Source organism: Streptomyces sp. NPDC003077 (assembly GCF_040611095.1).
Lineage (GTDB): Bacteria > Actinomycetota > Actinomycetes > Streptomycetales > Streptomycetaceae > Streptomyces.
Map to the genome: position 1 here is coordinate 20,188 of NZ_JBEXNM010000018.1, position 21,423 is coordinate 41,610.

The following is a 21,423-nucleotide window of genomic DNA, read 5'->3' on the forward strand; positions in this document are numbered from 1 at the left end:
CGCCCCCGGGGGGGCCCCCCGGGGGGGGCGGGCCCTGACCCCAATTCCGGGGGGGGGGGTCTGCCCCCCCCCCCCCCTTCGGCTCCCTTCACCGCGGCGGCGCTCCGCCCCGCGGGCCCCGCAACGCGAACGCACGTCGCGCGTGGGCGGCCCGCGGCGGACGCGGCGGGGCCGCGCGGTGGTCGCGCTCCGGCGGCCGGGGCGCTGTCACGCGCCCCGGAACGCCGTCACGCGCCGGGCCTCGGCCCTACCGCGATCAGGCGCCGGCCTTGGCCTTCGCCGGAGCCGGCTGCGGGGTGGCGTGCGGCGCGCAGGTCACGTCCTTGGCGTCGATCTTGCCAGTCAGGAAGTAGGTGTCCACGCGGTCGTTGATGCACGGGTTGACCTGGCCGGTGACGCCGTGCGAACCGGCGTTCTTCTCGACGATCAGGCGCGAGCCCTTGAGGCGCTTGTGCAGCTCGACGGCGCCCTCGAACGGCGTGGCGGCGTCCCGCTCGCTCTGGACGATCAGGACGCTGGGCAGCCCGCGGCCGGTCTTGACCTCGACCGGGTTGTGCTGCTTGGTCTTCCAGGTGGCGCAGGGCAGGTTCATCCAGGCGTTGGACCAGGTCATGAACGGGGCCTGACGGTGGACGCGGGTGTTGTCCCGGTTCCACTTCTGCCAGCTGGTGGGCCACTTGGCGTCGGCGCACTCCACGGCCGTGTAGACGGCGTTGCTGTTCTCGGAGGCGATGTTGCCGGCCTTGTCGCTCAGGTCGGGGCCCGCGCTCTGGATCAGCGGCTTGGCGTCACCGGCGAGGTAGGCGCTCCACACGGACGCGACCGAGGCCCACGACGAGTCGTAGTACGGCGCGCTCTGGAAGAAGCCGGTCAGCTCGGCCGGGCCGACGACGCCGCCGATCGGGTGCTTCTTGGCGGTGGCGCGCAGCTTCTCCCACTGCTTCTGGACCTTGGCGGGGGTGTCGCCGATGTGGTAGGTCGCGTCGTTCTTGGCGACCCACTTCTTCCAGTCGCCCCAGCGGGTCTCGAAGGCGATGTCCTGGTCCAGGTTGGCCTGGTACCAGATCTTCTCGCGCGAGGGGTTCACCACGGAGTCGACGAGCATCCGGCGGACGTGGTTCGGGAAGAGCGTGGCGTAGACGGCGCCAAGGTAGGTGCCGTAGGAGACGCCGAGGTAGTTGAGCTTCTTGTCGCCCAGCGCGGCCCGGATGACGTCCAGGTCACGCGCGGTGTTGGGCGTGGTCATGTGCGGCAGGAGGTCACCGCTGCGCTCGAAGCAGCCGTCCGCGTACTCGCGGGCCAGCTTGCGCTGCACGCGCTTGTCGGCCTCGCTGTCCGGCACCGGGTCGAGCTTGGGGGCCTTGACGTACTCCTGGGGGTCCACACAGGAGATCGGCGCGGAGTGGCCGACGCCGCGCGGGTCGAAGCCGACGAAGTCGTAGGCCTTGGCGGTCTTGACCCACAGCGGGCTCTTGCTCGTGACGCGCGCCGGGAAGCGCAGGCCCGAGCCGCCGGGGCCGCCGGGGTTGTAGATGAGGGAGCCCTGGCGCTCCTTCTTGGTGCCGGTGCTGACGGCCCGGTCCACGGCGATCTTGATCGTGCGGCCGTTGGGCTTGGTGTAGTCCAGCGGGACGGTGACCCAGCCGCACTGGATGGGGGCCTTCAGGCCCCAGTCGGCGGGGCAGGTCTGCCAGTCGATGCCGGCACGGGCCGCGCGGGCGGCGGCGATCTGCACGCCCCGGGCCGCCGCGTCGGTGGAGTGGTGGCGCTCGACGGCGGTCGCGGGGGTGGCCGCTATCGCTCCGGCTATGAGCGTGCCGGTCACCAGGGTGCTAGCCGCGCCCAGCGCTGCTTTTCGGTTCACTTCGGGGATCCCCCTGCAGGAAGCGCCGCGTGAGGCGGCGGTGATCACAGAGTTGCAGGGTGATCCTGTCGTTTGTTCGTCTGCTGTGAACAGACTGTATGGCTAATTCTTTACCAACCTGTAGGAATACTTGCGGACTCCAGCAGTCTGCGGAGTGCCAGCGCGTCCGGTGCGACGGCAGTGACGAGCGCGGCGGGCCCGGCGAGCGGCGCGCACACCGCGTACCCGGCCGCCGCCCCCGCGTCAGCCGTCGTCCTCCCGGCCGCGTCCGATTTCCCTGACGCTTCCGCCTCCCCGAGCAGCCGGGTCGGCAGCGGGTCCCGTTCGTAGGCGGGGTCCACGACCAGGAGTTGCCCGACGGCGCGGTGCCCGCCCAGGACGGCCGCGGAGTCCCAGCCGGGAACGCCCGGCCCGTAGGCCGTCTCCTGGTCCAGCAGGACGCGGCCCGCCCGGCGGACGACCAGGCGGCTGCGCAGCCGCCCCGTCCGTTCGCCGGCGCGGCCCAGCACCTGCTCCTCGCGCAGCACCAGACGCGCGGTGGGCGCCAGGCGCACCGTCGTCGTCATCCGCAGGTCGCTGCCCTCCGCGCTGACCAGCGGTTCGGGCAGCCAGTCGAGCCGGGCCCCCTCCCCCACCGTCAGCTCCACGTCGTAGGTCGCTTCCGCACCCGTGCGGCCGGGCAGCGCGACGGTGGCCGCCGCGGCGGTGACGCGCAGCGACGCGCCCGGCTCGGCGGTGATCTCCATGCGCAGTCGGTCGCCGCCGAGCGGCGCGCTCATGGCGCCGACGACGCAGACCCCGGCCTGGTCTCCGGAGGAGCGGACGCGGCGCAGCGCGAACGGCCCGTCACCGTCCAGGACGGGCAGGCGGACGGGCCCGCCCGCGGCGGCGCGGGCGACGACGCGGGCGGTGGCGCGCAGCCCGCTCGCGGGCGCGGGAGCGGGGGCGATGGCGTCAGGGGCGGGCGCGGGCGGTGGGGCGAGGGTCATGCGGCGCCCGCGGTCCAGTCGGCGAGCCGCTCGCGGACCCAGTCGGAGACCGGCCGGACGCCGTTCTCGGACTTCAGCGCGGTGAAGGCGACGGGCAGTTCGCCGCGCTGCGCCTTGGCGTCGCGGGCCATGCCCTCCAGGTCGACGCCGACGTACGGGGCCAGGTCGGTCTTGTTGATCACCAGGAGGTCGGCGGTGGTGACGCCGGGGCCGCCCTTGCGGGGGATGTCGTCGCCGCCCGCCACGTCGATGACGAAGATCTGCGCGTCGACCAGCCCCTTGGAGAACGTCGCCGTCAGATTGTCGCCGCCCGACTCGACGAGGATCAGGTCCAGCGGGCCGACCCGGTCCTCCAGGTCCTCCACGGCCTCCAGGTTCGCGGAGATGTCGTCGCGGATGGCGGTGTGCGGGCAGGCCCCGGTCTCCACGGCCGTGATCCGCTCGGCCGGCAGCACGGCCTCGCGCAGCAGGAACTCGGCGTCCTCGCGGGTGTAGATGTCGTTGGTGACCACCGCGATGGACAGTTCGTCGCGCAGCGCCCGGCACAGGGCGGCGACGGTGGCGGTCTTGCCGGTGCCGACCGGCCCGCCCAGCCCGATGCGCAGCGCCCGCCGGGTGCCGTCGGGGCGCCGGGGGTCGGCGGCGCTGTAGGTGTGGCGCTCGGGGAAGGTGTCGCCGTGGTCGAGGTGCATGACTGCTCCAAGGGGTCGGGGGTGCAGGGGGATGGGACGGGGGCGGTTCCGCCGCGTACCGGGACGGCCCGCGTACCTGGGACGGCCGTCCCATGCGGTCGCCGCTCGCTCAGGAAGCCTCAGGAAGCCTCAGGAAGGCCCAGAAGGCTCAGGACGCGAAGAGCCGGACCGGCCAGGCCGCGTGCTGCTCGGCGGTGAGGTCCAGCAGCGGGGCCGAGGCCGCGGGCAGCGCGTCCACGCCCTCCGCGGCCAGCCGCGCCGCCGCGCCAGCGGCCCGTTCCGCCACCGCGTCCAGGTCCGGGGCGAGCCGGGCGAGCACGGCGGTGGCGTCGAACGGGTCCAGGCTCAGCAGCCGGACGACAGCGGTGGCCGGGCCGCTGACGTTCTCGTACGCGACGGCGTACGCGGCGTCCAGCGGCGTCAGCCCCGCCGAGCGGGCCGCCAGGCCCAGCACGACGGGCTGGTGGGCGCCGCGCGGCCGGTCCCGGGCCAGCGCGTCCAGCGCGGCGGACGGCCAGGTGGCGCGGGCGGCCCGCATCATCTGCCGCCCCAGCCGGCGCGCGGTGGCCCGCAGCGCCGGGGCGGGGGTGCGGGCGTCGGCGGCCTCGTCCAGCAGGAGCGGGTCGTATCCGGTGGCCGCCGCGGCGGCCAGGCCGGCGGCGACCAGCCCGGAGGTGTGCAGCCGGCCGCGGCAGAAGTCCTCCAGGGACGCCGCGTCCGTGATCCGTCCGGCGGCGACGGCCGGTTCGGCGCCGCCGGAGTGCGCGTGCCCTCCGGCGGGGAACCGTCCGTCGGCCAGGACGAGCAGGGCCGCGCGGCTCATCGGGGGCCTCCCGGCCTGGCCGCGCCGTCCCGTATGGGTGTGTCGTTCATCAGTGAACCGTCGGAAACCGTCAGAAGAGGAAGTAGCGCTGGGCCATGGGCAGCTCGGCGGCGGGGGCCGGTTCGACCACCTCGCCGTCGATGGTCACCGTGAAGGTGTCCGGGTCCACCTTGACGTCCGGCAGCGCGTCGTTGACCCGCATGTCGGCCTTGGTGACACCCCGGGTGCTGCGGATGGGCACCATGGACTTGGCCAGGCCGAGCCGCTCCGGCAGCCCGTCCTCGACCGCCTGCGCGGAGACGAAATTGAACGAGTTGGCGCCGGGCGCGCGGCCGGTGGCGCCGAACATCGGCCGGGGCAGCACCGGCTGCGGGGTGGGGATGGACGCGTTGGCGTCGCCCATCTGCGCGTACGCGATCTGACCGCCCTTGATGACGAGCAGCGGCTTGACGCCGAAGAACGCCGGGTCCCACAGCACCAGGTCGGCGAGCTTGCCGCCCTCCACGGAACCGACCTCGTGGTCGATGCCCTGCGCGATGGCCGGGTTGATGGTGTATTTGGCGACATAGCGCCGGGCGCGGTGGTTGTCGGCGGCCAGGTCGCCGGGGAGCGTGCCGCGCCGCTTCTTCATGACGTGCGCGGTCTGCCAGGTGCGCATCACGACCTCGCCGATGCGGCCCATGGCCTGCGCGTCCGAGGACATGATCGAGATCGCGCCGAGGTCGTGCAGGATGTCCTCGGCCGCGATGGTGGAGGGCCGGATGCGGGACTCGGCGAACGCCAGGTCCTCCGGGACCGCCGGGTTGAGGTGGTGGCAGACCATCAGCATGTCGAGGTGCTCCTCGACGGTGTTGACGGTGTGCGGCCGGGTCGGGTTGGTGGAGGCGGGCAGCACGTTCGGCTGCGAGACCATCGCGATCATGTCGGGCGCGTGGCCGCCGCCGGCCCCCTCGACGTGGAAGGCGTGGATGGAGCGGCCCGCGATGGCGGCGAGCGTGTCGCCGAGGAACCCGGCCTCGTTCAGCGTGTCCGTGTGGATGGCGAGCTGCGCGCCGCTCTCCTCGCACACCCGCAGGCAGGCGTCCAGGACGGCGGGGGTGGCACCCCAGTCCTCGTGGATCTTGAAGCCGAGGATGCCCGCGCGCAGCTGGTCGCGCATCGAGGCGAGGGACATGGTGTTGCCCTTGCCGAGCAGGCCGACGTTGACGGGCGAGGAGTCCATCGACTCCAGCAGGCGCGCGACGTGCCAGGCGCCGGGCGTGATGGTGGTGGCCTTGCTGCCCTCGGCCGGGCCGGTGCCGCCGCCGATGAGCGTGGTGACGCCGGACGCCAGCGCCTCGTCCACCTGCTGCGGGCAGATGAAGTGGACGTGGGTGTCGATGGCACCGGCCGTCAGGATCTTGCCGTTGCCCGCGATGACCTCGGTCTCCGGCCCGATGACGAGGTCGGGGTGGACGCCGTCCATCGTGTCCGGGTTGCCGGCCTTGCCCAGGGCGGTGATCCGGCCGTCGCGGATGCCCACGTCGGCCTTGATGACGCCCCAGTGGTCCAGGACGATCGCGCCGGTGATGACGGTGTCGGGGGCGCCCTCGGCGCGGGTGACGCGGGACTGGCCCATCGACTCGCGGATCACCTTGCCGCCGCCGAACACCGCCTCGTCGCCCGCCCGGCCGGGACCGCCGCTGCGGTCCTCGGTGATCTCGACGACCAGGTCGGTGTCGGCCAGCCGGATCCGGTCACCGGTGGTCGGGCCGAACAGGTCGGCGTAGGCGGAACGGGACAGGTCAGCCATCGAGGGATCCTCCGGTCTCGCCGCGCAGACCCGCGACGACCCGCTTGCCCGCGATGGGCACCAGCTCGACCTCGGTGGGGATGCCGGGCTCGAAGCGCACGGCGGATCCGGCGGCGACATTCAGGCGCCGGCCGTGGGCGGCGGCACGATCGAAATCGAGGCCCGGGTTGGCCTCGGCGAAGTGGTAGTGGGAGCCGACCTGCACGGGGCGGTCGGCGGAGTTCAGGACGGTCATCCGCGTGACGGGGAGCCCTTCGTTCAGGCGTACCGGCTCGTCCGCGTAGAGGATCTCTCCTGGGATCATCTGCTGTTCCCCCGCCGTCAGTTGATGGGCTCGTGGACGGTGACGAGCTTGGTGCCGTCCGGGAAGGTGGCCTCCACCTGCACGTCGTGGATCATCTCGGCCACGCCTTCCATGACGTCGTCGCGGGTGAGCACCTTGCGACCGGACGACATGAGCTCGGCGACGGTCCGGCCGTCCCGGGCGCCTTCGAGGATGTGGGAGGTCAGCAGGGCGACGGCTTCCGGATGGTTCAGCCGCAGTCCGCGGGCCCGACGCTTCTCGGCCACATCGGCCGCCACATGAATCAACAGACGTTCCTGTTCATGCGGGGTCAGTTGCATACCTTTTACCTCACCGTCTTCCTACCCGGCACATAAGCCCAGGTCACGGGCGTGCACACACCCACAGGGCAGATGTATCACACAGTTATTAAAGGAGGAGCAAACTCACATTCAGCGCTCGTCCATCAACTGCCCCAACATCGCAGGTTAGTTCGGCGGCGTTTCGTCTGCGTTAACTCCGCTGACGTTCTGTTACGGGCACGCGCACGGTGCGGTGATGGCGGATTACGCACCGTCAAGGTTGCGGGGGTTGGGCGGGGTTTGGCCGCTGATAGCCGTTATGTTCGGCGGGATCTGGCGGTACGGACGACGGGTGGCCGGATGGGTCGGCGGCAGGCGGGCGGCTTCGCCGGGGCCCGTGCTGATGGGGCGGCCCGGTGGATGGGAGATCGACGGGCCCTCGGGCGGGGGATCGGGCGGGACGCGCGGTCAAGGCGTCGGCGTCCGGCCACGCGGGGGCAACCGGTGAGAGGCGCCGTGCCCGGCGAGAAGTATCGGATCTCGGAAGGCGACGTGCCCGGCGCGGGGGAGCGGGTCGCCGGAAGGCGCCGCGCCCGCGCCGATAGCGCTTTGCGGCTCCATGCTCCGCCCGCGGCGTCGCCCCCCGTACTCAGCCCTCGTAACCCGGCCGGTGCTCCGCGGCGCCCGTACCGCGGTGCTCGGCGGCGATACCGAAGCGGCTGCGCTCTCCGGTGGGGGCCGGGAGCTCGCGCACGCTGGAGACCGTGCTGATCACCCGCTCCTCCGTCGCGCTCTCCTCGCGCCGCTCGTCCTGCTCCAGCCGCCGCAGGTCGTCGGCGGTCACCAGGGCGACCAGCGGCTTGCCGTGCCGGGTCACGACCACCCGCTCGTTGCCGTAGACGACACGGTTGATCAGGTCCGCCAGCTCCGCCCGGGCTTGCGTCACCGGAATCTCGTAGGCCATGCCCCCCAGTTTAGGCGCCGGCCGGCCCGTTCCACCGGTCCCGGGGAGCGGGCTCGACGCAGGTCACCGAGGGTCCGGCGGCACGCGCGGGGGCGTCCGGCGGGGAGGGCGGCCCATCGCCGGTCGGACCGGCCCCGGTTCCGCACCGGACGCCGGGCGCGCGCAACAGCGCCCCGTGTTCGCTCTCAGCGCGTTCCCGACTCCCCGTCACCCGTTGACGTCCGTCGCCCGCTTGAACGATGCTCGCCATCCGAACAGTCTGTACGTCCTGTACATTTTTGATGGTCTGAGGCCCCAAGGAGTCGGCACATGCACCGTTCCGAAGCCCGCTACGTCCTTCCCGAGTTCACCGAGCGCACCAGTTCCGGGGTCCGCACCATGGACCCGTACTCCAAGCTGCTCAGCGAGCGCATCGTCTTCCTCGGCACCCCGATCGACGACACCGCCGCCAACGACGTGATCTCGCAGTTGCTGCACCTCGACTACGACGCCCCCGGACGCGGCATCTCCCTCTACATCAACTCGCCGGGCGGCTCGTTCACGGCGATGTCCGCCATTTACGACACGATGCAGTTCGTCTCCGGGGAGATCGAGACGGTCTGCCTGGGCCAGGCCGCCTCCGCCGCCGCGCTGCTGCTGACCGCCGGCGCGCCGGGCAAGCGGCTGGCCCTGCCGGGAGCGCGGATCCTGATCCACCAGCCGTCCCTGAGCGAACCGGTCCAAGGGCAGACCGAAGACCTGCGGATCCAGGCCGAGGAGATGCTGCGGACCCGGGCGCTGGTGGAGGCGATGCTCGTACGGCACACGGGGCAGCCCGCCGAGCGGATCGCCGCGGACATCGAGCGGGACACCATGTTCGACGCGCGGGCCGCGATCGACTACGGCCTCATCGACGGACTCACCCGCAGCCGCAAGACGCCGCCCGCGCCCACCGGCGCCCGGTGAGCGGCGTGCTGCCCCCCGAACTGCCGCCGCTGCCCGCGCTGACGCGGGCGGAGGGCGAGGTGCTCGACCGTTATCTGGAGGCGCTCGATCTGCTCGGCCGCGTCAACCCGGCCCGCGGTACGCAGACCTACAGCGCCCTGCGCGCCGCCCAGGCGCTGGTGCGCACGGCCGTGGAGCTGCGGGACGCGCTGACGCTGATGCACAACCGTGGCGAGAACGAGTTGCACGCGCCCACGCTGGCCCGGGCGCTGCGGGTCCTGGACGGCGAGCGGCGCGCCGGGCTCGTGGCCGTTCCGCCACCGGCCGAGGGCTGAGCCGCCGGGCCGGGGTGCGAGTGGCCGCCACGAGCGCGGCCCGCCGAGGACCTTGGGTCGAACGCCGAGAGGCCGGGGCGGAGGGGAGCGGGCGGCACAAGTCCCGGTGACGCGTCGCCCCTGGGGGCGTCCCGGGTCTCACCCCTCCCCCGGCCCGTCGGCCGCCGCGCGGTCCACCGCCACCTGGATGCCGTCCAGCAGGACGCCGAGCCCGACCGTGAACGTCTCCTTCGCCTCGCGCTCCAGGTAGGGCACGTCCTCGTCGCCGGGCGCGGACGCCCCCTCGGTCTCCAGCCGGAGCAGCGTTGGGAACCGTTCGGCGAAGTCCGGGGCCACGTCCCTGAGCTGGGCCGAGCGGGCGAACCACCACGCGTCGTCGGTCACCCCCGTCGCCGCCGCGGCCTGCCGGGACTCGGCGACCGTCTGCGCCGCCCCGCGCACGAAGTGGAAGAGCATGCCGATCATCCGCCGGAGCACGTGCGGCGGGAGCCCCGTCGTGTCCAGGACGCGGACGAGGGCCTCCATGCCCGCGTACTCGTTGGGGCCCAGCACCGGGCGGGCCTGCGAGATCTGGAGCACCCAGGGGTGCCGCAGGTAGAAGGCCCAGGTCTGTTCGGCCCAGGCGGTCAGCGCGACGCGCCAGCCAGGGTCCGTGTCGTAGGCGGTGGGGAGCTCCGCGAGGACGCGGTCGTACATCAGGTCGAGCAGTTCGCCCTTGCCCGGGACGTGGGTGTATAGGGCCATGGCCGTACGGCCGAGCCGCTCGCCGACCGCGCGCATGGACAGTGCGGCCATCCCCTCCGCGTCCGCGATGTCGACGGCCGCCTCGACGATCGCGTCCACGCTCAGCACCGGCTTGGGTCCCGGGCGTGAGGCGGCGGACGGCGCGGTCCGCCACAGCAGCGCCATCGAACGACGTGCGTCCCCCTGACCGGCGAAGACCACCACTTGCGACTCCTTACGCCATAAAGTAACGTGTCCGAGCGAATTCTTTACGGCATAAGGTTACCAGCGAACGGAGTGCCGGGCCCGCCGGCCACCGGCGACACCGCGGGCATACCGGCCACACCGCTCCCCACTTCCCCCTCTTTTCCTTTGCGGCCCTTCCCCTTCCTTTCCAGCCCCTTCCTCTTCCTTTCCAGCCCCTTCCTTTCCCGTTTCGTCCCCTTCCTTTCCCGTTTCGCTCTCGGAGTCCTTGCGATGGAAGAAAATCCCGTCTCCCTCATCCACGTCACGCACGTACGCCGGCTGTCCCCGCACATGGTGCGGATCACCTTCGGCGGCGCCGGTCTGGACACCTTCGCCACCTGGCCCGACCAGCAGCTCAAACTCTGTTTCCCGCGGCCGGGGCAGAGCGTCCCCCGGCTTCCCGAACCCGACCCGGACGGCGACGCCATGCGGTGGTATCAGGCATTGCTCGCCATTCCCGAGGACGAACGGCCGTATATGCGCAGCTACACGGTCCGCGCCCATCACCCCGAGCAGCACCTCATCGACATCGATTTCCTGCTGCACGACAACGGCGGCCCGGCCACGCGGTGGGCGCTTTCCGCCCGTCCCGGTGACACGCTCGGCCGGTACGGGCCGTCAGCGGTGTACGCCCGTCCGCTGGGTGACGCCGATTGGTACCTGTTCGCCGGGGACCAGTCCGCGCTGCCCGCGATCGGCACGCTCCTCGAATCCCTCCCGGAGGGCGCCCGCGCGGCGGCGTACATCGAGGTGGCGGACGCCGCCGAGGAACAGCGGTTCGCTACGCGTGCCGAGGTCACCGTCCACTGGGTGCACCGTGGCGCGGTCCCGCCCGGGCACGGGGACGCGCTGGTCCGGGCGGTGCGGGGTGCGGCGTTCGGGCCGGGCCGGGTGTTCGCCTGGCTGGCCGGCGAGGCGGGGACGGTGCGGACCCTGCGCCGTCACCTCCTTCAGGAGCGCGGGCTGGACAAGCGGTCCGTGGACTTCACCGGCTACTGGCGGCTGAAGCTGACTCAGGACGACGCGCCGACCGCGGAGGACCTGGCCGAGGCCCAGGAGCGGCTGGCACAGGCCCAGGAGGAGCAGCGCGGCTGAGGGCGGGGCGGCGGCCGGGTCGTCGAACACGAGCACGATGCCCGGCTCCCGCCTGCCCCCGTGCCGGCACCTCCCATCGGACCGTCATCACCAACACACCTCACGGTCCGCCGGAAGGCTCAACCAACCCCGCTCCGACCGCGTCCGAAGAGCCGTCACACCCTGCCCGCCGCCCCGCCACCCGGGCCCCGGACGGCCCGTCGGCGCCCGGCGAGCCCGGCGCCTGCCGCAAAGAACGCAGAGGTGGCACGCCATCAGTCGCCCCTCCCGCGACGGCGTTGCTCCGACCGGAGCCGGTCGGGCTCGCACGATCGGCGGAGGGGCACCGACAACTGATGACGAGTTCGATTTGCGCGATCTGTTGACGTGTCGCGCGGAATATGTCGTTCCGCTCCTGGTACGGGCGTCGGCACGGGTCGCGGGCGGGGAGCGAAGCGGGCGTTGTCCACCTGAATGGGTCAGTCGTGGCCAGCCTCACATATGGCCGTTTCAACTCGGAACCGGACCCCTTGGTGCGTGACGATCCCTGAGACGACAAGCCCCCGCCACAGCGGCGGGGCGGTCCGGACGGGCGCCGAATCCTGCCGCCGCCCCGGATGCCCGGTCGATGCGCCTGACGGCAGGAGCGGAGGACCCGAGCACGACGGGGCCGCCGGCCTTCCGGCCGCAGGGTCCCTTGGGGTGAAGCCGAGCCCTCGGCCGGGCATTCTTCGCCTGCCCGAACCCGACAGGTCTTCCTTCGCAGGCGACTGACGAAGGGTTGCGCATGAACGCGCGGATTTCACTTGCTCCCGTGCTGGCGCGCGCCGGCATGGTCTCCGCCCTGGCCGTGGCCACGGTCGGGGCCGGCACGCTGATCCCGGGCGGCACGCCGGAGGCCGAGGCCGGTTCGGTCTCGGCCCAGGCGCTGCGGATCGCCGCCTCGAAGAAGGGCGCGCCGTACCAGTACGGCGCGACGGGGCCGCACCGTTTCGACTGCTCGGGCCTGACGCTCTACTCGTTCAAGCGCGCGGGCAAGAGCCTGCCGCGGACCGCCGCATCGCAGTACAACCGGACCCGGCACATTCCGGCATCCGCCCGCAAACACGGTGACCTGGTCTTCTTCAAGTCCTCCCGGGGCATCCACCACGTCGGCATCTACGCGGGCTCGAACAAGATCTGGCACGCCCCCAAGACGGGAGCGGTGGTGCGGCTGGAGAAGATCTGGACGCGCAACGTGCTGTACGGCCGCGTGTCCTGACGTGCCCTGACGTGTCATGGCCGGGTCGGGCCCACCGCGCCGGGCCCGGCCCCCAGGGGGCACCCGTACGGCCGCTGCCACGGCGACCCCGCCGGTCCCCGTACCCGCCCCTTCCTCCGGCGCGCGCCCGGCTCTCTTCCCCCTGGACGTCCCCGGGTGCCCGTCCCGAGGCGACTGTTCACGCCATACCCGGTTACCCGTAGGGCATGAGCTCCCCGACCACCGGCCACCGCGACCGTCCCCCGCTCCCGGACGCCCCCTCCGACGGGTGCCCGGACCGCAACGAGACGACACTGGAGCGCTACGACCGCAACTTCTCCGAGCTGCTGCAGGAACTGCGGGTCATGCAGACGGGGGTGCAGATCCTGTTCGCGTTCCTGCTGACCCTGGCGTTCACGCCGCGGTTCGGTTCCCTGGACGAGGTGCAGCGGGACACCTACGTCGCGACGCTGCTGCTGGCCGTCCTGGCGGCGGTGCTGCTCACGGCGCCCGTCGCGGCCCACCGGATGCTGTTCCAGCGGCGCGCGAAGCGGCTGATCGTGATGGTGTCCTCACGGCTGGCCGGGGTGGGGATGGCGGTACTGGCCCTGGCGCTGACGGGCGCGGTGATGCTGGTCGTCGACGTGGTCGTGGGCCGGGGCGCGGGCGTGGTGGCGAGCGCGGCGACGCTGGTGATGTGCGGCGCGCTGTGGGCGGTGCTCCCCCGCGTCCTGGGCCACCGCAACGGACACGTCAAGCGGGCCGCGGACCGGTGGGAAGACGAGCCACGGCGGAACGGTCAGGCGCCTCGCCGGTGAACCCGTCCCAGGGGGGTCGGGCGCCTCGCCGGGGGTGAACCGTCCGAAGAGCGGCCGGGCGCCTCACCGCCGGACCGTCCCCGAAAGCGGCCACGCCTCCCGCCGCCGAACCGCCCCTGAGAAGGGCGAGGCGTCCGGGTCCACGCCCCTCAGGGAGCCGGTGGCTCCCAAGGCAGGGTGATCCACACGGTCTTGCCGCCGGAGGGCGTCGGCACGACCGTCAGCCGTCCGCCCGCCTCCGCGGCGAGGTAGCGGATGATGACCATGCCCCGGCCGTTGTCCTGCTGCACGGCGGCCGGCAGTCGCTGCGGCCAGCGGGGGTGGCTGTCGGTGACGCCGATCCGCAGCCGTTCGTCGCGGTCGAGCTGGACGTCGACGGTGAACTCCGGGGACTGGCCGAAGGTGTGCTGGATGGCGTTGGTGGCCAGTTCGGAGACGATGAGGCGGATCGCCTCGGTGGCCTCCGTGCCGCCGGGCAGACCCCATTCGCCGAGCACCCCCGTGACGAACCTGCGGGCCACGGCGACCGAGGCCGGCACGCTCGGCAGGGTGAGTGACGCGTCCTGGTGGTCTGCCATCGCGATGCCTTCCCATTTCCGCCGAGGGCCGGATCCGGGGGCTGGCCCGCGATCCGCAGGGCCCGTCGGCCTCGGAACCGCCGCCGCGCGGCGGGTTGGCACACATGGTGCCGTCGTTGTCGACGGCCCACCAACGTATGCATATATCTGTCGCCCGAAGAAGTGAATCTTGCCGGGAGAGACCGTATTCGGCCGCCGCAACGGCCTATCGGTGTCGGTCGGAACGTCTGAACTGAAAGGGAGACAGACCGATGCGGTACGGGCCGGAAGTACGCCGTCGCAAACTCGGCGAGGAACTGCGGCGCCAGCGGACGCGGGCGGGACTCACCAGTGAGGCGGCGGCCCGCTCGGCGGGCTGGCACCAGTCGAAGATCAGCCGGATCGAGACCGGCCGCAGCGGCGCCAAACCCGCCGACGTAGCACGGCTGCTGGACGTGTACGAGGTCCGTGACGAGCGGCTGCGCGCGCTGCTCACGGCGCTGTGCGGCGGCGACGCGGGCGACGATCCCTCGGCCTCCCGGCGCGTGTGGTGGTACGGCTACCGCCACCTACTGCCGCCGGAGTACCGGGACTTCATCACCCTGGAGACCCAGGCCTGTGTCGCGCGGACGCTGGAGACCACGCTGGTGCCCGGCCTGTTGCAGACGCCCGACTACGCGCGGGAGGTCACCGGCGCCGCGCTGCCGGGCCTGCCGCGTGAGCAGGTGGACGCCCTGGTGGAGGTGCGGGTCGCGCGCCAGGAAGTGCTGCGCGGCGAGCGGCCGTTACGGTTGCGAGCGGTGCTGGACGAGGCGGTGCTACGGCGGCAGGTCGGCACCCGCGCGGTGATGAGCGCCCAGCTACGGCACATGCTGGAGCTTTCCCGGTTGCCTCATGTGGACATTCAGGTGCTGCCGTTCTCGGCCGGTGTCCATATCGGCACCACCGGGCCTTTCGTTATTTTCTCATTTCCGCTCATTGCCGATCTGGACGTGGTTGTTCTCGACCATTTGACGAGTAGCCTTTATCTGGAGCGACAAGAAGACCTCAGGGCGTACAGCGAGGCGTTCGACACGCTGCGGGGGCGCGCCCTCTCCTACGAGGAATCATCGGTTTTCATCGCCGCCGTCGCCGGTGCCCACCGCTCCGGTGACGGCGTGTGAGGAGGCACCATGTCAGCATCGCCTCGGTACGTAGCGTCCAGTTCCGCGCTCGGCCGCGTTCACTGGCGGCACAGCGCCCGCAGCAACGGACTGAACAACTGCGTCGAAACCGCCCGGCTCGGCGCCGGGCTGCTCGCCGTGCGTGACTCCAAGGACTCCGCGGGCCCGGCCCTGCTGTTCACCGCCGGGGCCTGGAGGTGTTTCGTCGGCGGGCTCACCCATACCGGCTTTGCGCCGGTGAGGTGATCCGGAGCCGTCTCAGGCGGTCGGCGCGGTCCGCAGGATCGTGCCGACCGCCGTCTCGATCTGCCGCTCGCTCAGGTCCGCGCGGGCGGTGAGCCGCAGCCGGGAGATCCCGTCGGGCACGGACGGCGGCCGGAAGCAGCCGACCGCCAGCCCCGCGTCCCGGCAGTCCGCCGCCCACTGGAGCGCGGCCTCCGGCGAGGGCGCGTGGACGGACACCACGGCGGCGTCGGGGCGCGCGGCGGTCAGTCCCGCGCCGGTCAGTCGCGCGTGCAGGTCGCGGGCCACGGCGCGCGCCCGCGCGGCGCGCTCCGGTTCGCGGCGCAGCAGCCGCAGGGCGGTCAGCGCGCCGCCCGCCGCGGCCGGGGCGAGGCCGGTGTCGAAGATGAACGTCCGGGCCGTGTTGACCAGGTGCGCGATGACCCGGGCCGGGCCGAGGACCGCCCCGCCCTGGCTGCCGAGCGACTTGGAGAGCGTCACGGTGGCGACCACGTCCGGGTCCCCGGCCAGCCCCGCCGCGTGCAGCGCGCCGCGTCCGCCCTCCCCCAGGACACCCAGCCCGTGGGCGTCGTCCACGAGCAGCGCCGCCCCGTGCGCGCGGCAGGCGTCGGCGAGCGCGGGCAGCGGCGCGGCGTCCCCGTCCACGGAGAAGACGGCGTCGGTGACGGCCAACGCCCGACCGCCGTGCCCGTCCAGGCTCTTGCGGACGGCCTCCGGGTCGGCGTGCGGGACGACGGCGGTGCGCGCCCGGGAGAGGCGGCAGCCGTCGATGAGGGAGGCGTGGTTGTCCGCGTCGGAGACGATGAGGGTGCCGGGCGCGGTGAGCGCGGTGACGGCCGCGAGGTTGGCCGCGTAGCCGGACGAGAGCACCAGGGCGGCCTCGAAGCCGCAGAACGCGGCGAGTTCGCGTTCCAGTTCGGCGTGCAGTTCGGTGCTGCCGGTGACCAGCCGGGAGCCGGTCGCGCCGGCGCCCCACCGGTGCGCGGCCCGCGCGGCGCCGCGGGTGACGACGGGGTGCCGGGCCAGGCCCAGGTAGTCGTTGCTCGCCAGGTCCAGCAGCCCGGAGTCCACCGGGCGGGGCCGCAGGGTCCGCACGAGGCCGGCGGCGCGGCGCCGTTCGCTCGCCTCGTCGATCCAGTCGAAGGCGGCGCCCGGTCGGATTTCGGACACCTCGTCCCGCTGAGCACCGCACGCCGGGCCGGGGGGTGCCACGGCCGCGCGGGCGCCGGCCGGGCCGGGTGGCGCGGCGGGGTGCGCGGGCGTCGGTGGGGAGGGTTCCACGGGCATCGGCATCCTTGTCGTTTGTGGGCTGTCGATAGACGTTAGCGGTCGTTAGCCGTGTGTACGGTGTGGCAATACACACACCCGGGACGTGAGCCGTTGTCGGGTTCCTCCTTTGCCGGGAGGGGTGGCGTAGGACAGGATCATCGCCATGGACCTGCTGAACACACTGGTGGACAAGGGGCTCCGGCGCGAGGTGCCGACCCGCGAAGAGGCGCTGGCCGTGCTGGCGACGACCGACGACGAACTGCTGGACGTGGTGGCCGCGGCCGGAAAGGTACGCCGCCACTGGTTCGGGCGGCGGGTGAAGCTCAACTACCTGGTGAACCTCAAGTCGGGGCTGTGCCCGGAGGACTGCTCCTACTGCTCGCAGCGGCTGGGGTCCAAGGCGGAGATCCTCAAGTACACCTGGCTGGACGCGGACGCCGCCGCCGAGGCCGCCGCGGCCGGGGTGGCCGGCGGCGCGAAGCGGGTGTGCCTGGTCGCCAGCGGGCGCGGGCCCACCGACCGGGACGTGGACCGCGTCTCGCGGACCATCGCCGCCATCAAGGAGCAGAACGAGAGCGTCGAGGTGTGCGCCTGCCTCGGGCTGCTCTCCGACGGACAGGCGGCCCGGCTGCGCGAGGCCGGCGCCGATGCCTACAACCACAACCTCAACACCTCCGAGGCCACCTACGGCGACATCTGCACCACGCACGACTTCTCCGACCGCGTCTCGACGGTCAAGCAGGCCCAGGCCGCCGGGATGTCCGCCTGCTCCGGGCTCATCGCGGGCATGGGCGAGAGCGACGCGGACCTGGTGGACGTGGTCTTCGCGCTGCGCGACCTGGACCCGGACTCGGTCCCGGTCAACTTCCTCATCCCCTTCGAGGGCACGCCGCTGGCCAAGGAGTGGAACCTCACCCCGCAGCGGGCGCTGCGCATCCTGGCGATGGTGCGGTTCGTGTGCCCCGACGTGGAGGTGCGACTGGCCGGCGGCCGGGAGGTGCACCTGCGCTCCCTCCAGCCGCTCGCCCTGCACCTGGCCAACTCCATCTTCCTGGGCGACTACCTCACCAGTGAGGGCCAGGCGGGCAAGGAGGACCTGGCGATGATCGCGGACGCGGGGTTCGAGGTGGAGGACGCGGACACCACGACGCTGCCCGCGCACCGGACGGACGCGCCGGTGGCCGGGGTCCCCTCGTCCGACGAGCAGGCGGACGAGGCGACGGACGAGGCGAAGGTCCCCGCGCCCGCCGGAGCGGCCCGCACCGACCTCGTCTCCGTGCGCCGCCGCGGCGCGGGAACGGACCTGCCGCCCAATGCCTGACCCGTCCCTGAGCACCCGTCAGCTCCTCGACCTGGACCGGGCGCACGTCTGGCACCCCTACGGCCCGATGCCCGGCCGCGCCGAGCCGCTGGTGGTGGCCTCCGCCGCCGGCGTGCGGCTGCGGCTGGCCGAACCGGTCGAGGGGCGGGACGAGCTGGTGGACGGCATGGCGTCGTGGTGGTCGGCGATCCACGGCTACCGGCACCCGGTGCTGGACGCCGCCGCCCGCGACCAGATGGAGCGGATGAGCCATGTCATGTTCGGCGGGCTCACCCATGAGCCCGCCGTGCGGCTCGCCGCCCGGCTCGTCGAGATCACGCCCGAGGGCCTGGAGCACGTCTTCCTCGCCGACTCCGGCTCGGTGGCCGTCGAGGTCGCCGTCAAGATGTGCCTCCAGTACTGGCGGTCGCTCGGAAAGCCGCGCAAACAGCGGCTGCTGACCTGGCGCGGCGGCTACCACGGCGACACCTGGCAGCCGATGGCGGTGTGCGACCCCGAAGGCGGCATGCACGAGCTGTGGCGCGGCGTGCTGCCCCGGCAGGTCTTCGCCGACGCGCCGCCCCCCGGCTTCGACGCCGCGCCCGACCCGGCGTACGAGGCCCACCTGCGGGACCTGATCGCCCGGCACGCCGGCGAACTGGCCGCCGTGATCGTGGAACCGGTGGTGCAGGGCGCGGGCGGGATGTCCTTCCACTCCCCCGCCTACCTGCGGACGCTGCGTCAGGCCTGCGACGAGCACGGCGTGCTGCTGATCTTCGACGAGATCGCGACGGGCTTCGGGCGGACCGGCGCCCTGTTCGCCGCCGACCACGCCGGGGTGACCCCCGACGTGATGTGCGTCGGCAAGGCGCTCACCGGCGGCTACCTGACGATGGCCGCGACGCTGTGCCGCTCCGCCGTCGCCGAGGGCATCGCCCGCGGCGACATGCCGGTGCTCGCGCACGGCCCGACGTTCATGGGCAACCCGCTGGCCGCCGCGGTCGCCGGCGCCTCCCTGGACCTGCTGCTGTCCCAGGACTGGCGGCGGGAGGTCGAGCGGATCGAGGCCGGGCTGCGGGAGGGCCTGGCGGAGGCGGCGCGGATCCCGGGCGTCAAGGACGTCCGCGTCCTGGGCGCGATCGGCGTCGTCCAGTTGGACCACCCGGTGGACATGGCCGCCGCGACGCGGGCCGCGGTCCGCGCGGGCGTGTGGCTGCGCCCGTTCCGCGACCTGCTCTACACCATGCCGCCGTACGTCACCGGGGACGAGGACGTGGCCCGGATCTGCGCGGCGGTGGGCGCGGCGGCGCGGGCGGGGTGACGGGGGCGGACGTCGTCACCGTAGGGGTGGGGGAACGGCAACGCCCCACCATCCGGAAGAACCAAGAGAGCGAGAGATGACATGCCGGTGCTGTTCGTGACCGGAACGGGCACGGAGATCGGGAAGACCGTGACCACGGCCGCCGTCGCCGCGGCGGCGCTGGCCCGGGGCCGGTCGGTGGCCGTGCTCAAGCCCGCGCAGACCGGCATGGGACCGGACGAGCCGGGCGACGCGGCGGAGGTGGCCCGCCTGGCGGGCGCGGCGGTCACCACCGCCGAACTCGCCCGCTACCCCGAGCCCCTGGCGCCCGAGACCGCCGCCCGCCGCGCCGGGCTGCCGCCCGTCCGCCCCGCCGAGGTCGCCGAGGCCGCGGCGAAGCTGGCGGCCTCGCACGATCTGGTGCTGGTCGAGGGCGCGGGCGGGCTGCTGGTCCGCTTCGACGAGGCGGGCGGCACGCTCGCCGACGCCGCCCGGCTGGCCGAGGCGCCCGTCCTCGTGGTGGCCCAGGCGGGCCTGGGCACCCTGAACGCCACCGCGCTCACCGCGCTGGCCCTGCGGACGCACGGGCTGACCTGTGCCGGTGTGGTGGTGGGCAGTTGGCCGGCGGAACCCGGCCTGGCCGCCCGCTGCAACATCGGTGACCTGCCCGAGGCGGCCGGCGCGCCGCTGCTGGGGCTGCTGCCCCAGGGCGCGGGCGCCCTGCCGCCGTCCGCCTTCCGCGCGGCGGCACCCGGTTGGCTGGCCCCCGCGCTGGACGGCACGGCGGACGCCGCGGGGTGGGCGGCGGAGTACGGGGCGTAGGCGGGAGCGGGGCGGGGGCGGGGCGCCGGGGCACGGCTTCGGCCATCGTCGTCACCACCTGACGTACGAGGACACGCCGCACCCCCGCGCCGCCCCGCGGACGCCCGTCAGGCCAGTTCCGCGCCCTTCCGTTCCGGGATGAGCAGCATCGCGGCCATGTCCAGGACGTAGATGACGGCGAGCAGGCCGATGGCCTTCTGGAAGCCGTACGCACCGGCGATCAGGGCCACGACCAGCGGCGCGAACCCGCCCACCCCGCGGCCGAGGTTGAAGAGCACGTTCTGCGCGGTGGCGCGGGCGTGCGTGGGGTACAGCTCGGCGATCAGGGCGCCGTAGCCGCCGGTCATGCCATTGACGAAGGCGCCCATGACGGCGCCGCCGATGAGCAGGGCGGTCGGGGTCGAGAGCGTGGCGTAGGCGAGCACCGAGAGCACCGAACCGGCCTGGAAGATCCAGAAGGTGGGGCGGCGGCCGATGCGGTCGGCGAGCCGGCCGAAGGCCAGGATGCCGCAGGCCATGCCGACGACGGTGACGGCGGTCCAGGCACCGGACTTGGTGAGGCTGTAGCCGAACTCCTTGGAGAGGTAGCTGGGCAGCCAGGTGATCACGCCGTAGTACCCGAAGTTCTGCACGGACGTCAGGACGAGGACGCCGAGTGTCGAGCGGCGGGCCACCGGCGTGTCCCACAGCGCCCGCAGCGGCGCGCCCATGGAACGGCGCTCGCGGTCGGCGGTGAAGACGGCGGGCTCGTGCATCGTCCGGCGGAAGAGGAACCCCGCGACGGCGGGCAGCACGCCCAGCGCGAACAGCGCCCGCCAGCCCCAGGCGTTGATGACCGGTGCGGAGATCAGCGCGGCGGCCAGGACACCGGCCTGCCAGCCCAGTCCGACGTACGAGGTGCCGCGGGCGCGCTTGCGGCTGGGGAACGCCTCGGCCGCCAGCGCCATGCCGATGCCGAACTCCCCGCCGATGCCGGCTCCCGCCACGAACCGGCAGGCGGCGAGCTGGAGAAAGTCCTGGGACAGCGCGGTCAGTCCGGTGAAGACCGCGAAGACGACGATCGACCAGGTCAGGACCCGGATGCGGCCGAACCGGTCGGAGAGCAGGCCGAAGACCAGGCCGCCGACGACACAGCCGATGAGGGTGATGGTGGTCAGCCAGCCCGCCTGAGTGGAGCTCAGGTGCAGTCCGGCGGTGATCGCGGAGAGCGCGAAGCTGAGGATGAGGAGGTCGAAGCCTTCGAGCCCGTACCCGACGGCGGAGGCGACGACGGCCTTGCGGGCGTAGGCCCCGTCGGCCCCGGGAGGGCGCGGCGCGGCGGAGGCACCGGTGGCCGGTGACGCGGCGGAGGCGCCGTCGGCCGGTGGGGTGTCTGATGGGGCGGCGGAGGCGGCCGGGGCGGGCCGGGCGTCCGACGGCGCGGAGTGGTGGGGCATACGTGGGTGCGTCCTGCTCTGGATCGTCCGTACGGCGTGCGGTGGGCGGACGTCGGCGGTGGGCAGGCTCGCGCGGGAGGAGACGACCGCCCGGCGGGCCCGCGCCGACGCGGCCGAGGGACCATTCTAAGCCGCGGGGGTGGCGGCGCCCCGGGCGGGCGGTGGGCGACCCGGTCCCGCCCGGCCCGTACGGTGTCCCGTTCGGTGGGCCCGCCCGCGCCCGTCCCCCTCGTAATGATCATGGCCTGAAGGCGCCCCCTCGCG

Annotated in this window: 22 protein-coding genes and 1 riboswitch; of the genes, 10 read left to right on the forward strand and 12 right to left on the reverse strand. The window is 73.2% G+C overall.

Features of this window, described 5'->3' with window-relative positions; all coding sequences use genetic code 11:
• Positions 1-256: 256 nt before the first annotated feature.
• From ABZX96_RS14905 to ABZX96_RS14940, 8 genes are all read right to left on the reverse strand, one after another.
• Positions 257-1,864, reverse strand: a complete 1,608-nt coding sequence (locus ABZX96_RS14905) for an alpha/beta hydrolase (RefSeq protein ID WP_355543556.1) — start codon at positions 1,862-1,864, stop codon at positions 257-259.
• Positions 1,865-1,974: 110 nt separating this feature from the next.
• Positions 1,975-2,853 (reverse strand): urease accessory protein UreD, encoded by an 879-nt coding sequence (locus tag ABZX96_RS14910; protein ID WP_355543559.1) that lies wholly within the window; start codon positions 2,851-2,853, stop codon positions 1,975-1,977.
• Complete coding sequence (gene ureG, locus ABZX96_RS14915) at positions 2,850-3,545, reverse strand: urease accessory protein UreG (RefSeq protein WP_355543562.1); 696 nt, start codon at positions 3,543-3,545, stop codon at positions 2,850-2,852. Before ureG ends, ABZX96_RS14910 begins: the two co-directional genes overlap by 4 nt.
• A gap of 148 nt (positions 3,546-3,693) precedes the next feature.
• The gene (locus ABZX96_RS14920) at positions 3,694-4,368 is read right to left on the reverse strand and encodes an urease accessory UreF family protein (RefSeq protein ID WP_355543565.1); all 675 of its coding nucleotides are present in this window, start codon (positions 4,366-4,368) and stop codon (positions 3,694-3,696) included.
• A gap of 70 nt (positions 4,369-4,438) precedes the next feature.
• Entirely contained in the window at positions 4,439-6,160 is a 1,722-nt protein-coding gene (locus ABZX96_RS14925) for an urease subunit alpha (protein ID WP_355543568.1), read from the reverse strand.
• A complete protein-coding gene (locus ABZX96_RS14930) occupies positions 6,153-6,464 on the reverse strand; it encodes an urease subunit beta (RefSeq protein WP_355543571.1) in 312 nt (103 codons plus the stop codon). Before ABZX96_RS14930 ends, ABZX96_RS14925 begins: the two co-directional genes overlap by 8 nt.
• Positions 6,465-6,481: 17 nt before the next feature.
• The gene (locus ABZX96_RS14935) at positions 6,482-6,784 is read right to left on the reverse strand and encodes an urease subunit gamma (protein ID WP_355543574.1); all 303 of its coding nucleotides are present in this window, start codon (positions 6,782-6,784) and stop codon (positions 6,482-6,484) included.
• A gap of 610 nt (positions 6,785-7,394) precedes the next feature.
• Positions 7,395-7,709 (reverse strand): type II toxin-antitoxin system Phd/YefM family antitoxin, encoded by a 315-nt coding sequence (locus ABZX96_RS14940; protein ID WP_355543577.1) that lies wholly within the window; start codon positions 7,707-7,709, stop codon positions 7,395-7,397.
• Between the two features lie 309 nt (positions 7,710-8,018).
• On the opposite strand from ABZX96_RS14940, the gene ABZX96_RS14945 reads away from it, so the two are divergent.
• The gene (locus tag ABZX96_RS14945; RefSeq protein ID WP_355543580.1) at positions 8,019-8,654 is read left to right on the forward strand and encodes an ATP-dependent Clp protease proteolytic subunit; all 636 of its coding nucleotides are present in this window, start codon (positions 8,019-8,021) and stop codon (positions 8,652-8,654) included.
• A 5-nt stretch (positions 8,655-8,659) separates the two neighbouring features.
• Positions 8,660-8,968 carry a hypothetical protein gene (locus ABZX96_RS14950; RefSeq protein ID WP_355543823.1) on the forward strand — a complete coding sequence of 103 codons (309 nt, stop codon included), beginning with the start codon at positions 8,660-8,662 and terminating at the stop codon, positions 8,966-8,968.
• A 138-nt stretch (positions 8,969-9,106) separates the two neighbouring features.
• Here the strand turns inward: ABZX96_RS14950 and ABZX96_RS14955 are convergent, their stop codons facing one another.
• A complete protein-coding gene (locus ABZX96_RS14955; protein WP_355543582.1) occupies positions 9,107-9,916 on the reverse strand; it encodes a TetR/AcrR family transcriptional regulator in 810 nt (269 codons plus the stop codon).
• A gap of 252 nt (positions 9,917-10,168) precedes the next feature.
• On the opposite strand from ABZX96_RS14955, the gene ABZX96_RS14960 reads away from it, so the two are divergent.
• The 3 genes from ABZX96_RS14960 (at position 10,169) to ABZX96_RS14970 (ending at position 13,069) form a co-directional block, all read left to right on the forward strand.
• Complete coding sequence (locus tag ABZX96_RS14960) at positions 10,169-11,032, forward strand: siderophore-interacting protein (protein WP_355543585.1); 864 nt, start codon at positions 10,169-10,171, stop codon at positions 11,030-11,032.
• A gap of 600 nt (positions 11,033-11,632) precedes the next feature.
• Positions 11,633-11,795: riboswitch (cyclic di-AMP (ydaO/yuaA leader) on the forward strand.
• A 3-nt stretch (positions 11,796-11,798) separates the two neighbouring features.
• Positions 11,799-12,272 carry a C40 family peptidase gene (locus ABZX96_RS14965; RefSeq protein ID WP_355543588.1) on the forward strand — a complete coding sequence of 158 codons (474 nt, stop codon included), beginning with the start codon at positions 11,799-11,801 and terminating at the stop codon, positions 12,270-12,272.
• A 206-nt stretch (positions 12,273-12,478) separates the two neighbouring features.
• Entirely contained in the window at positions 12,479-13,069 is a 591-nt protein-coding gene (locus ABZX96_RS14970) for a DUF6328 family protein (RefSeq protein WP_355543591.1), read from the forward strand.
• Between the two features lie 149 nt (positions 13,070-13,218).
• On the opposite strand, the gene ABZX96_RS14975 is transcribed toward ABZX96_RS14970, so the two are convergent.
• Positions 13,219-13,647, reverse strand: coding sequence for an ATP-binding protein (locus ABZX96_RS14975; RefSeq protein ID WP_355543594.1), 429 nt, complete (start codon positions 13,645-13,647; stop codon positions 13,219-13,221).
• 251 nt (positions 13,648-13,898) lie between these two features.
• Between ABZX96_RS14975 and ABZX96_RS14980 the strand changes: the two genes are divergently transcribed.
• On the forward strand, positions 13,899-14,789 hold the full coding sequence (locus ABZX96_RS14980; RefSeq protein ID WP_355543597.1) for a helix-turn-helix transcriptional regulator: 891 nt from the start codon (positions 13,899-13,901) through the stop codon (positions 14,787-14,789).
• A 9-nt stretch (positions 14,790-14,798) separates the two neighbouring features.
• Positions 14,799-15,035, forward strand: a complete 237-nt coding sequence (locus ABZX96_RS14985; RefSeq protein ID WP_355543600.1) for a DUF397 domain-containing protein — start codon at positions 14,799-14,801, stop codon at positions 15,033-15,035.
• 12 nt (positions 15,036-15,047) lie between these two features.
• On the opposite strand, the gene ABZX96_RS14990 is transcribed toward ABZX96_RS14985, so the two are convergent.
• Positions 15,048-16,202, reverse strand: a complete 1,155-nt coding sequence (locus tag ABZX96_RS14990) for an 8-amino-7-oxononanoate synthase (RefSeq protein WP_355543826.1) — start codon at positions 16,200-16,202, stop codon at positions 15,048-15,050.
• Between the two features lie 262 nt (positions 16,203-16,464).
• On the opposite strand from ABZX96_RS14990, the gene bioB reads away from it, so the two are divergent.
• From bioB to bioD, 3 genes are all read left to right on the forward strand, one after another.
• Complete coding sequence (gene bioB, locus ABZX96_RS14995) at positions 16,465-17,622, forward strand: biotin synthase BioB (RefSeq protein ID WP_355543603.1); 1,158 nt, start codon at positions 16,465-16,467, stop codon at positions 17,620-17,622.
• Complete coding sequence (locus ABZX96_RS15000) at positions 17,615-18,922, forward strand: adenosylmethionine--8-amino-7-oxononanoate transaminase (protein ID WP_355543606.1); 1,308 nt, start codon at positions 17,615-17,617, stop codon at positions 18,920-18,922. The genes bioB and ABZX96_RS15000 overlap by 8 nt, the downstream gene beginning before the upstream one ends.
• Positions 18,923-19,003: 81 nt before the next feature.
• Positions 19,004-19,723 (forward strand): dethiobiotin synthase, encoded by a 720-nt coding sequence (gene bioD, locus ABZX96_RS15005; RefSeq protein ID WP_355543608.1) that lies wholly within the window; start codon positions 19,004-19,006, stop codon positions 19,721-19,723.
• A gap of 107 nt (positions 19,724-19,830) precedes the next feature.
• Here the strand turns inward: bioD and ABZX96_RS15010 are convergent, their stop codons facing one another.
• Positions 19,831-21,159, reverse strand: a complete 1,329-nt coding sequence (locus tag ABZX96_RS15010) for an MFS transporter (protein WP_355543611.1) — start codon at positions 21,157-21,159, stop codon at positions 19,831-19,833.
• Positions 21,160-21,423 lie beyond the last annotated feature (264 nt).